General features: G+C 60.3%; 12 protein-coding genes. 5 read left to right on the top strand and 7 right to left on the bottom strand.

The window, feature by feature from the left end; genetic code table 11:
* Nucleotides 1-113 precede the first annotated feature (113 nt).
* The 5 genes from PMI03_RS08275 to PMI03_RS08255 all read left to right on the top strand — a co-directional run bounded on the left by PMI03_RS08275 (nucleotide 114) and on the right by PMI03_RS08255 (nucleotide 6,649).
* On the top strand, nucleotides 114-1,124 hold the full coding sequence (locus PMI03_RS08275) for an ABC transporter permease (RefSeq protein WP_007691885.1): 1,011 nt from the start codon (nucleotides 114-116) through the stop codon (nucleotides 1,122-1,124).
* Nucleotides 1,124-2,251, top strand: a complete 1,128-nt coding sequence (locus PMI03_RS08270) for an ABC transporter permease (protein WP_007691883.1) — start codon at nucleotides 1,124-1,126, stop codon at nucleotides 2,249-2,251. The genes PMI03_RS08275 and PMI03_RS08270 overlap by 1 nt, the downstream gene beginning before the upstream one ends.
* A 13-nt stretch (nucleotides 2,252-2,264) precedes the next feature.
* Complete coding sequence (locus tag PMI03_RS08265; protein WP_007691881.1) at nucleotides 2,265-3,935, top strand: ABC transporter ATP-binding protein; 1,671 nt, start codon at nucleotides 2,265-2,267, stop codon at nucleotides 3,933-3,935.
* Nucleotides 3,936-3,952: 17 nt separating this feature from the next.
* Nucleotides 3,953-5,323 (top strand): alpha-glucosidase/alpha-galactosidase, encoded by a 1,371-nt coding sequence (locus PMI03_RS08260; protein WP_007691880.1) that lies wholly within the window; start codon nucleotides 3,953-3,955, stop codon nucleotides 5,321-5,323.
* A 183-nt stretch (nucleotides 5,324-5,506) separates the two neighbouring features.
* Entirely contained in the window at nucleotides 5,507-6,649 is a 1,143-nt protein-coding gene (locus PMI03_RS08255) for a fumarylacetoacetate hydrolase family protein (RefSeq protein WP_007691879.1), read from the top strand.
* Between the two features lie 97 nt (nucleotides 6,650-6,746).
* Here PMI03_RS08255 and PMI03_RS08250 read toward each other — a convergent pair whose 3' ends face one another.
* The 7 genes from PMI03_RS08250 to PMI03_RS08220 form a co-directional block, all read right to left on the bottom strand.
* Nucleotides 6,747-7,001, bottom strand: coding sequence for a DUF982 domain-containing protein (locus PMI03_RS08250; RefSeq protein ID WP_007691878.1), 255 nt, complete (start codon nucleotides 6,999-7,001; stop codon nucleotides 6,747-6,749).
* Between the two features lie 170 nt (nucleotides 7,002-7,171).
* Nucleotides 7,172-8,041 carry a methyltransferase domain-containing protein gene (locus PMI03_RS08245; protein ID WP_309574339.1) on the bottom strand — a complete coding sequence of 290 codons (870 nt, stop codon included), beginning with the start codon at nucleotides 8,039-8,041 and terminating at the stop codon, nucleotides 7,172-7,174.
* 98 nt (nucleotides 8,042-8,139) lie between these two features.
* Nucleotides 8,140-8,616, bottom strand: coding sequence for a cyclic nucleotide-binding domain-containing protein (locus PMI03_RS08240; protein ID WP_007691876.1), 477 nt, complete (start codon nucleotides 8,614-8,616; stop codon nucleotides 8,140-8,142).
* A 51-nt stretch (nucleotides 8,617-8,667) separates the two neighbouring features.
* The gene (locus PMI03_RS08235) at nucleotides 8,668-11,382 is read right to left on the bottom strand and encodes an ABC transporter ATP-binding protein (protein ID WP_007691875.1); all 2,715 of its coding nucleotides are present in this window, start codon (nucleotides 11,380-11,382) and stop codon (nucleotides 8,668-8,670) included.
* A gap of 237 nt (nucleotides 11,383-11,619) precedes the next feature.
* A complete protein-coding gene (locus PMI03_RS08230) occupies nucleotides 11,620-12,762 on the bottom strand; it encodes a glycosyltransferase family protein (RefSeq protein ID WP_007691874.1) in 1,143 nt (380 codons plus the stop codon).
* Nucleotides 12,759-14,018 (bottom strand): glycosyltransferase family 4 protein, encoded by a 1,260-nt coding sequence (locus tag PMI03_RS08225; RefSeq protein WP_007691873.1) that lies wholly within the window; start codon nucleotides 14,016-14,018, stop codon nucleotides 12,759-12,761. The genes PMI03_RS08230 and PMI03_RS08225 overlap by 4 nt, the downstream gene beginning before the upstream one ends.
* Before the next feature lie 17 nt (nucleotides 14,019-14,035).
* On the bottom strand, nucleotides 14,036-15,250 hold the full coding sequence (locus PMI03_RS08220) for a glycosyltransferase family protein (RefSeq protein ID WP_007691872.1): 1,215 nt from the start codon (nucleotides 15,248-15,250) through the stop codon (nucleotides 14,036-14,038).
* Nucleotides 15,251-15,351 lie beyond the last annotated feature (101 nt).

Genomic DNA, 15,351 nt, shown 5'->3' with positions numbered 1-15,351 from the left:
TCAAGAATTCCGGCTGCATCGCGGTGCAGCCGGGCAAAGTTGAACACAGCCGGTCCGTGCGATCCCCAAGGGGATGCAGACCACCGGCGGCAACAAGAGAAGCGAACCGTTCCATGTTGCGATTCCTGCTCATGCGGATAGCCTCAGCCATACCGGTGCTCCTGATCCTGAGCGTGGTGACCTTCGCCATCATTCAGGCACCGCCTGGAGACTATGCCGACTATATCCGCTCGCAATTGATGAACCAGGGCGGCGCCTCCTTTGCTCAGGCCGACGCCCAGGCGCAGGCCTATCGCCAGGAGCATGGGCTCGATAAGCCGATCGTCGTACAGTATTTCAACTGGATCGGCGGCATCGTCACGAGGGGCGATTTCGGCTACAGCATGTTCTACAACAAGCCTGTCGCCGACGTCGTCGGTGAGCGCCTGCCGCGGACCCTGGCGCTCGCCCTTGTTTGCCATATCCTGGCTTCCATCCTCGGTATCGGCTTCGGCATATGGGCGGCGACGCGACAGTATAGCTGGATCGACAGCCTGCTGTCCGGCATCTCCTTCCTCGGCATGACGGTGCCGCGCTTCCTGATGGCGCTGATCATCGTCTATATCCTGGTCTTCCAGCTCAACGTCTCGGAGATCGGCAGCTTCTATTCGCCGCAATATGGTGGAGCGCCGTGGTCTTGGGACAAGTTCGTCGATCTCGTCAAACATGTCTGGCCGGTCGTGGCGATCGCCACCTTCGGCGGGCTCGCCTACAACATGCGCGTCATGCGCGGTAATCTGCTCGACACGCTGAATGCGCAATATGTCGAGACCGCCCGCGCCAAAGGCCTGTCCGGCGGTGCCGTCGTCATGCGTCACGCCGTGCCGAATGCGCTCCATCCGCTCGTCATGTATCAGGGCGTCGTGCTGCCCTATATGCTGACCGGCGAGATCGAAACTGCCATCATCTTTGCGCTGCCGACCGTGGGGCCGGCGATCGTCGGTTCCATGGCAGTCGGCGACGTCTATGTCACCGCCACCTTCATGCTGGTGCTGTCGGCGACGCTGATCGTCGGCAATATCATTGCCGATGTACTTCTCGACCTGCTCGATCCCCGCGTTCGCCAACAAGGAGGGATCCACTGATGCTCGCCTTCAGCACATCCCCGCCGCCGCCCGAAGAGACGATCACGCTGAGAGGCGGTAATGAGAGCTATATCGCGCTCGTCTGGCGGCGTCTGAAACGCTCCTGGACCGGCATGGGCGGCCTGATCCTCGTGATCCTGTTGCTCCTGATGGCGCTCTTTGCCGAATTCATTTCACCCGACGATCCCAAGGCGACCGACACCGGCTTTGCGCCGCCGCAGGTGATCAGCTTCCACGACAAGGACGGCAATTTCGTCTTCCAGCCACGCGTCTATGCACTGGCCGAGACCGATGAGCTCGATCCCGTCACCTTCCAGCCGGTGGTCGGGCCGGACTACAATAATCCGCGCCTGCTCGGCGTCTTCGTCAAGGGCGCGCCCTACAAGCTGTTCGGCCTGATCCCCGGCGACAGGCATCTCTTCGGTTCGACCGATGGGCAGCCGGTGCATTTTCTCGGCACCGACAAGTTCGGCCGCGACGTCCTCTCCCGCGCCATCTACGGTTCGCGCATCTCCTTGATGATCGCGTTGACCGTCGTCTTTATCGTCACGGTTGTCGGCACGACGGTGGGCATGGTGTCCGGCTATTTCGGCGGCGCCTTCGACACCTGGGTCCAGCGTTTCGTCGAGCTTGTACTCGCTTTTCCGCAGTTGCCGCTCTATCTGGCGCTGACGTCGCTCATCCCGGTGACGGCGCCGACCAATGTCTTCCTCGCCTTCGTCATCGTCGTCATGTCGGCGCTCGGCTGGGCGCAGATGTCGCGTGAGGTGCGCGGCAAAACCATGGCCCTGGCCAGAATAGATTATGTTCGCGCCGCGATGGCGGTCGGGGCGACCGATCGGCGCATCATCCTGCAGCACATATTTCCGAATGTGATGAGCCACGTCATCGTCGCCGTGACGCTGGCAATCCCGAGCGTGGTGTTGCTCGAATCCTTTCTTGGTTTTCTCGGCTTTGCGGTCAAGCCGCCGCTGATCTCCTGGGGACTAATGTTGCAGGACACGTCCACCTATTCGGTCATTGGCTCCTATCCCTGGATCCTCTCGCCCGTCGCTTTCGTGCTCGTCACCGTCTTTGCGTTCAATGCGCTTGGCGACGGCTTGCGCGACGCGATCGACCCTTATTGAGAGGAGACGGATCATGGCCCTCACACTCGTCAACCCCTTTGCTCCCGACATCAGGCTCGATGCCGCCGGCAAAACAGTGTCGCCCGTCATCGACGCCCGCAATGTTGCGGTCAAATTCAAGGTCGAGGACGGTATCGTCGATGCCGTCAAGGACATCTCCTTCCAGCTCTATCGCGGCGAAACTGTTGCCATCGTCGGCGAATCCGGCTCGGGAAAATCGGTGACCGCCCGCACGATCATGGGGCTGCTCACCAAGCGCGCCGTGGTCTCGGAAAAGTCGAGCGTCAACTATGACGGCAAGAATGTGCTGAAATTTTCCGAACGCGCCCGGCGGCAGTTGCGTGGCGACCGCATCTCGATGATCTTCCAGGAACCGATGAGCTCGCTCAACCCGATCTACACGATCGGCGGCCAGATCGTCGAAGCTATCCGCGTCCACCGAAAGGTCAGTCGGCGCGAGGCGGAAAAGCGGGCACTTGAATTGCTGAAGCAAGTTCAGATCCCCGACCCCGAGGCCCGGCTTCGGCAATATCCGCACCAGCTCTCCGGTGGTCAGCGCCAACGCGTGATGATCGCCATGGCGCTCGCCAATGATCCGGACGTGCTGATCGCCGATGAGCCGACGACGGCGCTCGACGTGACCGTGCAGGCGCAGATCCTCAATCTGATCCGCAACCTGCAAAAGCAGCTTGGCATGGCGGTGATCCTGATCACCCACGACCTGACCGTCGTCCGGCAGTTCTCCGATTATGTCTATGTCATGCAGCATGGCGAGATGCGCGAGCACAATACGACGGAAGAGCTCTTCGCCCATCCGCAGCATCCTTATACGCGACATCTGCTTGCCTCCGAGCCGCGAGGGCAGGCAAAGCCGCTGCCGCCGGATTGCGGCACCATCCTCGAGGGCAAGTCCGTGAAGGTCGCCTTCATGCTGCGCCATGGCGGTCTGTTCAAGCCGGATCTGCGCGAGCTTGTCGCTGTCGGTGGTCTGAGCCTGGAGCTTCGCCGCCACGAAACGCTGGGCCTTGTCGGTGAATCCGGCTCCGGCAAGACCACGTTTGGACAAGCGCTGCTGCGGCTGATCGATGCCGATAGCGGCGAGATCTATTTCGACGGTCAGGCGATCCAAGGCCGTTCGCGTGCCGAGATGCGGCCGCTGCGCTCACGTATGCAAGTCGTTTTCCAGGATCCATTCTCCTCGCTCAACCCGCGCATGACCATCGGCCAGATCATTTCCGAGGGGCTGGTGGTCAACAATATCGGCGCCAACAAGGCCGAGCGGTTGGAGCGGGTGAAGGAGGCGCTGGTGAGCGCCGGCATGCCTTCGAATATTCTGTCACGCTTCCCGCATGAATTTTCCGGCGGCCAGCGCCAGCGCATCGCTATTGCCCGCGCCATCGCGCTCGAACCGGAATTCATTCTGCTCGACGAGCCGACCTCGGCGCTCGACCTCTCCGTCCAGGCCCAGATCATCGACCTCCTGCGCAAGCTGCAGGACGAGCGGGGTCTGAGTTACCTTTTCATTTCGCACGACCTCAAGGTTGTCCGCGCCCTTTGCCATCGCGTCATCGTCATGCAGCACGGCAAGATCGTGGAAGAGGGGCCGGTCGACGACGTTCTTTCCCATCCCAAGACCGCTTACACCGAACGCCTCGTCAAAGCAGCGTTCGAGGTAGCTTCCTAGCATTCAGGAGATTTTACATGACAGGCAATCCCAAGATCACCTTTATCGGCGCCGGTTCCACCGTCTTCATGAAGAACATCATCGGTGACGTTCTTCAGCGTCCGGCGCTTTCCGGCGCAAGATTCGCACTGATGGATAAAAACCCGGAGCGGCTGGAAGAAAGCGCCATCGTCGTGCGCAAGCTTGCCTCGACGCTTGGCGCGCCGGCCACGGTCGAAACCTTTACCGATCAGCGCAAGGCGCTGGACGGCGCTCATTTCGTCGTCGTCGCCTTCCAGATCGGCGGTTATGAGCCCTGCACGGTGACCGATTTCGAAGTGCCGAAGAAATACGGCCTGCGCCAGACGATTGCCGATACGCTCGGCGTCGGTGGCATCATGCGCGGTCTGCGCACCGTGCCGCATCTCTGGAAGATCTGCGAGGATATGCTCGCGGTCTGCCCTGAGGCGGTGATGCTGCAATATGTCAACCCGATGGCGATCAACACCTGGGCGATCGCCGAGAAGTACCCCACGATCAAGCAGGTCGGCCTTTGCCACTCGGTACAGGGCACGGCGATGGAATTGGCCAACGATCTCGATATTCCCTACAACGAAATCCGCTACCGCTCGGCCGGCATCAACCATATGGCCTTCTACCTGAAATTCGAGCATCGCCAGCCGGATGGGTCCTACCGCGACCTCTATCCGGATCTCGTGCGCGGCTATCGCGAGGGACGTGCGCCAAAACCCGGCTGGAACCCGCGCTGCCCGAATAAGGTGCGCTATGAAATGTTGACCCGGCTTGGCTATTTCGTCACGGAGAGCTCGGAGCATTTTGCCGAATACACGCCCTATTTCATCAAGGAGGGCCGCGAGGACCTGATCGAGAAATTCGGCATTCCACTCGATGAATATCCGAAGCGCTGCATCGAGCAGATCGCGCGCTGGAAGAACCAAGCCGAGGAATATCGCAGTGCCGACAAGATCGAGGTCACGCAATCGAAGGAATACGCCTCCTCGATCATCAACTCGGTTTGGACCGGCGAGCCCTCGGTCATCTACGGCAATGTCCGCAATAATGGCTGCATCACCTCGCTGCCCTTTAATTGCGCGGCCGAGGTTCCTTGCCTGGTCGATGCCTCGGGCATCCAGCCGACCTTCATCGGCGATCTGCCGCCGCAACTGACCGCGCTCATCCGCACCAACATAAATGTGCAGGAATTGACGGTTCAGGCCTTGATGACTGAGAACCGTGAGCACATTTACCACGCGGCAATGATGGACCCGCATACGGCCGCCGAGCTCGATCTCGATCAGATTTGGTCGCTTACCGACGATCTGCTGGCCGCGCACGGCGACTGGTTGCCGGAATGGGCGCGGGGCGCCCGCAAGGTTCAGGCCGCCTGAAACCACTCTCTCCCGGTTTTTGCGGCCGGAAGGGCCCCGCAGCATTGCTGCGGGGCCTTGCCTCTTTGGCCTTCCCGAAGAAGGTGAAAATCCAAAACCCTCTATTTTCCAAACCGATATCGGATGGAAAAGCCGATCCGACTGCGCTAGAAACGACGGCACATCTTGGGAGAGAGCAAAGACATGGCCAGTTCGGATATTTTCAGCACAGGAACCTTCGTCGGACGTGTATGGCGTCCGGATGTGAAGGGGCCGGCCCTTGTCGTCGTCCGTGACGGTGCGCTTTACGACATCACCTCAAAGGACGCGCCGACCATGCGCGACCTGTTGGAAAAGGATGATCCTGTTGGTTTTGTCCGCGCGCAAAAGGGCGAATCCATTGCTAGGCTCGATGATCTCCTCGCCGCCAAGGCCGACAACTCGGCCGTCCATCTTCTCGCTCCCATCGACCTGCAGGCGATCAAGGCCTGCGGCGTCACCTTTGCCCGATCGATGCTCGAACGCGTCATCGAGGAGCGTGCCGCCGGCAACCCGGATCTCGCGGAATCGATCCGCGGCAAGGTGACGGCCCTGATCGGTGACAGCCTGCGCAATCTGAAGGCCGGCTCACCGGAGGCCGCCAAGGTCAAGGCGGCGTTGATCGAAGAGGGTGTCTGGTCGCAATATCTCGAGGTTGGCATCGGCCCGGATGCCGAGGTCTTCTCTAAGTCGCAGGTCATGTCCTCGATGGGGCCGGGCGCCGATGTTGGTCTGCATCCGATCTCGAAGTGGAACAATCCTGAGCCGGAAATCGTGCTCGCCGTCGACAGCAAGGGCCGCGTCAGGGGTGCGACGCTCGGCAACGACGTCAACCTGCGCGATGTCGAAGGACGCTCGGCGCTGCTGCTCGGCAAGGCGAAAGACAACAACGCCTCCTGCTCGATCGGGCCATTCATCCGCCTGTTCGACGAGACCTATACGCTCGATGATGTGCGCAATGCCGATCTCGACCTCAAGGTCGAAGGCGAGGACGGTTATGTCCTGCATGGCCGCTCGTCGATGAAGGAGATCAGCCGCGATCCGCTCGACCTCGTCTCACAGACGATTGGCCGTCATCATCAATATCCTGATGGTTTCGTGCTGTTCATGGGAACACTCTTTGCCCCAGTGGAGGATCGTGACACGCCGGGACAGGGCTTCACCCACAAGATCGGCGACATCGTCACCATTTCCAACGATAGGCTCGGAGCGCTCAGAAACCGTGTGCTGCTGTCGACGGAATGCGCGCCCTGGACCTTCGGTGTGTCGCATCTGATGCGCAATCTGGCTGGGCGCGGGCTGATTTGATGGGGGCGTGAAGAGGGCCTTGGCGGGGCGAGCTTTTCGCCCTTTGGCCGTCTTTTTAATCGAATGCGTCACGGCCTGCAAAGGAGGCCATGGCGCTTCACTGCATGACGGATACTCCGGCTTCCGCCGCCGCCTTGATCAGCGCTTCGCGCGCGGCGCTTGGGTGGACTGTACCCATCATCGCGTCGAGGCATACTTTTATCGCGCTGAGATACTCTTCGCCGTCTTCAATCGGCCAATGCTCCAGCAGCGTCTTGGTGGCGGACTGTACCGAATCGATACGCCGATATTCTCCGGCGCCCTCCATCACCAGTGTCACGGCGGGGAAGAGCCGCAAAGTGTCCCGTTTCAAAACGCATTACCTCCAAAGCACACATACTTTGATAACCATTGCAAAATGCGTTCCGGATAGAGCGTCGAGATCATCAATTTACACCGGGCCTGTAGCGTCTGCGGAGAGGTAGGCAAAAGAACGGCACAATCAGCTGCGAAATGTGTCCACTGACTTTGTTGTTCGAGCCCTTATGGGGCCGATAGGATCTGCTGCCGGAGTACTGCTCCAGCTCGCGCAGTCACGATCCAGACGGACGCCAAAAGTTCTACTCTGGAAGGGTCTCCCAGTGCGGCGAGGGCTTTCCGCAAGAGGGGCTCGGCAGTTGTCCGAAGAGCGGGGTTTTCACGAACGATTTTTCCGAGCGGCCCCACTTTCAGAAGCACCCAACTCATCGCGTCCAGATCCCCACTGGACACCTTCTCATCGTGCGATTGGATGACGATTTCTTCGAACCCGGCGGCCTCAAGGATACCGCGAATGTATTCGGGGTCGGCAAAGCTGAAGGGGCTCTCATCGACAGACGACTGTAACCCCGCCGCTGAGAGCGGGAGGTGATCCAATTCGTTATCCTCCAGGGAGCGCCAGCAAGTAAATGCCAGCGTGCCTGACGGTCTGAGAATTCGACGGAAATTGGCAAAGGCGGCGACCGGATCGTCGAAGCTCATGACGCCGAAGCGAGAGAACACGGCATCCGTACTCTCGGACGACAGATCCAGGGACTGAGCGTCTGCCTGGATCAACCTCACCTGGCTAAGCGGTTCGGTTCTCCGACTGGCGATTTCGAGAAGCAACGGGGCTACGTCCACCCCGATCACCCGGCCTTCTGCTCCGACACGCTCGGCAAGTTGCAGAAGGGTTTGCCCAGCGCCACATCCTATGTCGAGAATAATGTCCCCCGCCCCAAGATCCAGCGTTTCGATGGCTCTCAGCCCCAAGGGAGAAAGCTGAAGGTCAATTAGCTCATACGCCTCTGCCCACGCCTTTGCGTGGAGGAGAGCAGGAGACGAAATATCAACTGAACCTTGATCTGGCATTGGAATCCATAGCAGGCGCAACAAGCCACATCCCATCGCGCCCGCATGGGATTTGCGGCATAGGATCTGTTCTTCGGATGAGGACTTGGCGCAGCCTCAAAAGGTAAGGGCGGAGTTCGATCTCAATGCGTCGACATCGAATGCGGCTGCTGCTGACGGCTACGCGCGGCGGTGAGTTCGGAGGTGGTGTGATTGAGGCGGTCGGCGAGGACGCGCATGATTTCGACGGCCATTTCGGGGAAATCGCTGAGCAGCTTCAGGAAGTGTTCCTTGCTGATCTTCAGAGCCTCCAATCGCGACGTCGCCTTGACGGTGGCGGTACGGGAGACATCGCAGAGAATGGCGATTTCGCCGACGATGGAGTTGACGTCGACTTCGGCGACCTTGATCTCACCGGCGGGGCTATCGACAAGAATATCAGCAGTTCCTGAAAGAACAACGTAGGCCGCGTCGCCCTGATCGCCCTGATGAAACAGCGCCTGGCCGGCATTATAGCTGACGCGGTCCGAGGTGAATGCCAACAACTTCAATTTCGCGGGTGCGATGCGCGCAAAAATCGGCACCCGTTTCAGCATTTCAACTTCGTCCTTCAGAAGCATGAGCTTCAAATCCCCGGTTTCAGGCCCCAGATATCCCCGCGCAATAGGATATTACGATAACAGTTCTTTGAACATCCCGTTTTTTTCTAAAAGATCGGTCGTTGTGCCACTTTCAACCAGGCTGCCGTGGTTGAAGACCAGAACGCGATCGAACAGCTCGGCAAAATTCGGGTTGGACAGCACCCAGATGAGTGCTGGCTTATCCGCGCTCCTGTCGAGCTCGGTCAGGATAGCCCGGAGGATCTGATCCTGGATACGATGGTCGAGCGCCGGCAGCGGGCGGTTGCAGATGATGTAGTCGGCCCGCTTCAGCAGAGCACGGCCGAGATTGAGCTTCTGCCGCTGCACATTGGTCAGCCGCTTGCCGCCGGAGCCGACGTCGAAATCCAACCCGATCGAGAGCACGCTGTCCTGCATGCCGAGGCGTTCGAACACGTCGTACATGATGGTGTGGATGCGCTCCGGCGCATTGGCCTGCTGGTGCGCGATCCTGCCGAACAGCACATTGTCCATCAATGTCGCCGAGGCGGTGAAACGCTCGGGATCGTAGCGCTCGATCACCTCGGCAAGATCGGCCGGGATATGCTCGTAGAACTTGATGCGCGTCGTGACGATCTTCTCCATCAGCGTCTGGGTCAACAGACCGAAGCGGTGGCGAGGTTCGATATAGGAGAAGCTCAGGCGGATGATGGCTGCCCGTTCGTCAGGCGAAGCGGCCGAAAAACCCTTGCCGTTCAGCTTCTGCAGCAGCGCCTCGTAGGTCGGAATATCTTCCGGCGTCATGAAGGTCAGCTGCTGGAAGAAGGGATGATCCGGCGGCAGGTCGGTGAAGAGTTCGACGGCATTCTCGGCGATTTCCAGGCCCATGTCGTAGAGATCGGTATTGAGGCCGGTCTGCGTGAACAGCTGCTGGAAATAGGGATGCGCGGCGAGCTTCCGGTTGGTCATCTGCGGCCGCTTCAGCGTGCCGAACAGCAGGTTTTCACCGACTGTCGCCTGCGGATTATAGGCATCGAATTCAAAGGGTACGACAAGCCCTTCGAGATTTTCCTCCTTCAGTCTGAGCCGCAGCGCCTGGCGCAGCTCGACGATGCGCGAGGTGAGATCCTCATGAGCTTCCGTATCGACGTTCGAGCGCAGCGCCATGTCGAGGATGTCCTGGGACATGGCCACGACATCGAGAACGGGACGAATGACGGCATAGATATCGTTCGGACCTGTCGCGCCGGCGGCCGCATAATCGACCCAGTCGCTGTTAAGGTCCAGTTCCGGATTACCGGCACGACGCGCCTCGATCATCTGCCATTTGAGCTTGTTGGCCGACTTCTCGTCATAAGCGACTGCGGTCAGTGGTGCATGCTTCAGGCCGTAGAGAAGATTGCTGCGCAGCGTGCCGTGGAAGAAGAACGTATCCGACGAAGCATAGGCGATGCGCCGTCCCGTCAGCGATTCCGGCAATTCCAGCAGGTCACGTCCGTCAATGGTGGTACGGCCCGTATCCGGCCGGACCAACCTGCCTAGCGCCTCGGCAAGATATTCGCCACCGGCGCCGCTTTCGCCGACGATCGCCACCGTCTCGCCGGGATTGATCTCGACGGAGACGTGATCCAGCACGCGGGCGCCGCTGTCATCGACCACGGTGATATTGGTGGCGACCAGAGGATGGGTGATGCGGCCGGCGGGGGCGGGTGAGACAAGCTGGATTTTCGGATCGATCAGCCCGTCGACGCTGAACTGCTCGACCACCTGATTGTATTTGACCTGAACGTCCTGGCGCGACTGATCCCAGTCGATCAGTTCCTTCAGCGGCCCAGGCAGGTCCTTATAGGCATTGATGACGGCAACGAGCTGGCCGATATCGAGCCGGCCCTGCAGCGCCAAAAAACCGCCGATCGAATAAAACAGGAAGGGTGTCACCTGGGCGAGGAAGTTGTTGATGAATTTCACCATGAACTTCCACTGGTAGAGGTCGTAGCGGATCGAGAAGATCAGCCCGAGACGCGCCGCAATGTCGGCGCGCTCCAGATTGGAGGTGTCGTTGGCATGGATCGTGCCGATACCCTCGACGATTTCGCCGACGCGGCCGGACAATTCGCGTGCCGTCAATTGCCTCTGGCGTCCGAGCTCGAGCAACCGCTTGCGCATGCGCGGAATGACGATCGCCTGCACCGCGACGATGGCGGCGGCGATCATGCCCAGCCAGAAATTCTGCATGATGATGAAGATGAGCGCAGTCAGCGCCTGGCCGCCAAGCAGGGCGGGCTGCACGAAAGCGTCACCGGTGAAGCCGCCCATCGGCTCCACCTCGTCCTTGATCATGGTGGCGATCTCAGCCGGCTTCACCCGCTTGAAATGTGCCGGCGGAAAACGCAGCACGCGGTCGATCAGCTCGAAGCGGATGCGACGCAGCATGCGTTCGCCAAGTCGGCCCTTATAGGTGTTGATATAGAGCTTGAAGAGGCCGTTGAGGACGACAAGCGCCAGGAACACCAGGCTGAGTGCGATCAGCATCCAGAAGCGGGTGAGATGCAGGCCCTCGAATACTTCGACATGCCCGATCAGGGGCAAGTCGAAGGCGATATGCATGAAGGTCTGAGTGTCGCCGGGATGCTCGAAACCCTTGCCCTGGATAGGCCCGTTGACGATCTGCTTCGGCAAGTCGAAAGACAGAAAGTACGGGATCATCGAAGCAGCGACGATCGTCAGTATCCAAATCTGCTCCAGCCGGGTATTCGACCAGATGTAACGCGCTAGGCTTTTTTCCATCGCTTATTGCATGCTTCCAAATTCAACAGTCTTCGCCGTCAATGCCGGCGCTGATGTTGCAGAGGTGCGGGAGGAGTTCATTTTGGATGCGCGGCCCCATATCGAAAACGGGACGCCCCCGGTCTTTCGTCCAGGTTCCCCCCGATTCATTGATTTCCCATTTTATATCACAAGATTGCGGAAAACGAGGGGGGCAAAACGACGAGGAGAAGTGACAGACCGTCACCCCGAATTTCACTATAATTGACGGATGATCGCGGAGGTCTTTTCGGCGCCGGTGAGGTCGATATCAAGGGTCGAAGGCTTCGGTTGCGAGAGTGCCTTGTCGATGGCCTCGACGAGTTGTTCCGTCGTCAGTCCAGCTTCCGGCAGCGCGAGCGCCAGCCCGAGTTTTTCCAGCCGCTCGGCGCGCACGGACTGCTCGGTTTCGCCGCCGGCGGTGAACGGCACCAGGATGGAGCGGCAACCGGTGACGAGGAGATCGCCGACCGTGTTGTAGCCCGCCTGCGAGATCGACAGCTCCGCACCCCTGAGCAGAGACGGGAAATCCTTGCGGAAACGAACGACGTCGACATTGCCGGGCGCATCCCCGGTCAAAGCGATAAAGTCCTGCTCCGGCAGGTTCGGCCCGGTCACCAGCAGCCAACGGCGGTCGATGGCGATGAGGCTTGCCGCTTCCAGGCAAGCGCGGATCAGGTCGCGCCCAACCGCGCCGCCGCCAGCGGAAACCACGATGTCGAAAATCTCGGTCGGCTCCGGCGGCAAGGGCGGGGCGACGATGCCGGTATAGGTGATCTTGTCGGAAATGGCGGCAGTCAGCGGAAAAGTCTCCTCCAGCCGGACGAAGCTCGGATCGCCATGCACGAGCGCGCCGTCGAAATGATCCCGCAGCAGGCTCACGGTCTCCTCATCACGCCCCGGTTTTTTCTGCTGCTGCAGGATATCGCGCACCGAGCTGTAGAGTTTTGGCTTCGGATTGGCCGACGCGATGGCATCGAGCAGCGGCAGTAGCTCGAAGCGCATTTGGCGGCGGCCGAAGGGAAAGGCCTCGATGATGACGACATCAGGCGCGGCCGTGTAGAACGCATCCAGCAAGAGGTTGCGGCGCACGGACAGAAACTCTTCGCCGACGGCATTGGCCGATTGATCGGCAAGGCCCGAAAAACCAGCGCTGCTGGCGACGACCGGCGGCAAGGTGACGGAGGTGACGTCCGGGCCTGGAAAGCCGTTTACCGGCACGCCGCCGGTGACGACCGTCACCTGACAGCCATCCTTTGCCATCGCGCTGGCAATCCGGCTGGCGCGAGCGAGATGGCCGATGCCGAGCAGGTGCTGAACATAAAAGAATACGCGTGGAGACGACGTACGGGAGGCTGTCATGCCGATTTCCGCCATTGCTCTTCTTTTTGCCACTGCTCCTCGAACAGCCGCGTCAATTGCCGAATGCTGGAATGATGGTCGAAATGCTCACGCACGCGCTTTTCGGCAGCGTCGCCAAGCCGGCGGCGTAGCGCCGGATCGCGGATCGCCTGTTCCAGTGCCGCCGCCAGCGCCTTTGGGTCTTCCGGCGGTACGACGAAACCGTTTTCGCCATCGGTCAGCAGTTCCGGCACGCCGGAGATATTGGTCGACAGGCAGGGGAGGCGCTGGCTGGATGCCTCGACCAGCACGTTCGGCAGGCCGTCGCGGTCGCCATCGGCCGCGACCCGGCAGGCAAGCGCGAAGAGGTCCGCCTGACGGTAATGCGCCAGCACATCTTCCTGCGCCAGCGCACCCTTCCAGGTGATGCGATCGGCAATGCCCAGCGTGCCGGCGAGCGTTTTCAGCTTCGCCAGCCCGTCGCCGCCGCCAATATGGGTAAAGCGCCAATGAAGGTCGGTGGGCAGTAGCGCCAGCGCCCTCAAAAGCACATCATAGCCCTTTTTCTCGACCGCACGGCCAACGCTGAGGAGGAAGGCGGGATCGGAGGCCTGCGAGCCGTCGCGATCGGAATGCTCACCCGCGAAGGGGCCGAAGCGGGCGAGATCGAGGCCGTGATAGCTCAGATGCACATGGTCGGGCATCGACGTCAGATCGCGCATATGCTCATAGCCGCTGCGGGTGCAGGTCACCGTCCAGCGGGCACGTCCGAGCTTTTCCGATAGTTCCCAGTCCGGCGAGGTCCAGATATCCTTGGCGTGTGCGGAGCAGGTCCAGGGAATGCCGGTCATGATGCTTGCATAGGCCGTCACCGAGGCCGGCGTGTGAATGAAATGCGCGTGCAGCCATTCGCCATTGTCAGGCCATTCATGTGCCAGCACCAGCGCCTGGCCAAAACGGCGAAAGCGGTTCGGCGTGATATCCCGCTTGAGATCGGCCCAGAACTGCTTCAGCAGCGGCTTGAAGCCGGGCTTCCTGATGCCGGCGAAAAAAGCACGCAGCACGCGCAGCGGCTCGTCGTGGAGATATTCCGGCAGATAGACGACACGAGCCTTGATCTCGTCATGGACGGGATGGCGCTTTTTGTCCGTCGGCCTGCGCATCGAAATCAATGTCAGGTCGAAACCGGCCTTCTCCAAGCCGAGCAGCTCCTGTGCGATGAAGGTCTCGGACAGGCGGGGGTAGCCCTTGAGGACCACCAGAATCTTTTTGCGCATCGATGGGTTCCGATGCTCTATTCGGCGACGACCGACAGCGGCGGATATTGCTCGCGGTCGTCGAACCATTCGCCGACGATGCGTGAAATATGAACCAGCCCTTCCAGCCGCATGTTCTCGCTGCTCGCCGATGGCGGCGCGCGGGTCGGCAGGCGCTTCAGCGCGGCAGCAAGCTGCTTCGGATCGGCGGACTCCTCCGGCAGCAGCATGTCGACGAGACCGAGCTCGCTCGCCCGCTGGGCGCGGATCAGCTGCTCCTCCCGTGGCCTGGTGCGCGGAATGATCAGCGCCGGCTTGTCGAAGGACAGGATTTCGCAATAGGTGTTGTAGCCGCCCATGGCGACCACGCCCTTGGCGCCGGCGATCAGTTCCTCCATCTTGTTGTCGAACTCGATCACCTGAAGACAGGCAATCTTGCTGGCGCGCTTCAGAAGCTGAATGCGTTCCTTGGCGGGCATATAGGGGCCAAGCACGATCAGCGTCTTGTGCTGTAGCGTGTTGTCCTGCTCAAAGGCGCTGACGACATCGTTGACGAGATCGGCACCGTCGCCGCCGCCGCCGGTGGTGACGAGAAGATAGTCTTCATCGGGCACATGTTCAGACTTCGCGCCTTGTGTGGAGACGCTGCGCTGCAGGAAGCCGACGAATTCCATTTTCCGGCGAACGCCGGGCGGAACGTCGAGGCCCATCAGCGGATCGTGGAAGTCCGGCGGTCCGTAGACCCAGACGCGGTCGTAGAACTGGTCGATCTTCTGCAGCACGCTGTTCTTCTTCCATTCGGCTTCGAGCAGATGCGGGGCATCCATGACGTCGCGCATACCGAGCACCAGCGTCGTGCCGCGCGCCTTCAGATATTGCAGGGTCTCCTCGACCTCGCCCTTTAGGCCCATCGGCTCCTTGTCGACGATGAAGATGTCCGGCTGGAAGGTCTCCGCCGTGTGGCGGATGATCGACTGGCGCATCTTCAGCGTTTCCTGAAGATCGAGATGGCTTGCCATCGACGTATATTCGCCGTCGCGCAGCTTGATCACGCTCGGCACTTTCACGAAATCGACTCGCGCTCGATAATCGAAAGCGCCGGCGATCGTTGCGCCGGAAATGATCAGGACCTTTAGTCCACGGTAGTTCTCGACAAGCGCATGCGCGATGGTCCGGCACCGTCTGAGGTGACCCAGACCAAACGTGTCGTGACTATACATGAGGATTCGAGCATCTTCTAAGCGCCGCTTCATGGGCAAAACCTCAGGACTGAAAGTCATTTTCGCGGGTTCTCTGCAAACGACGTCCGCGGCCGCTCTTCGAATTGCAATCCATTTCCGGGCCACGCTTTCCG

Origin of the sequence: Rhizobium sp. AP16 (genome assembly GCF_000281735.1) — a bacterium.
GTDB lineage: Bacteria > Pseudomonadota > Alphaproteobacteria > Rhizobiales > Rhizobiaceae > Rhizobium > Rhizobium rhizogenes.
This window is presented reverse-complemented; position numbering and strand designations above follow the sequence as displayed.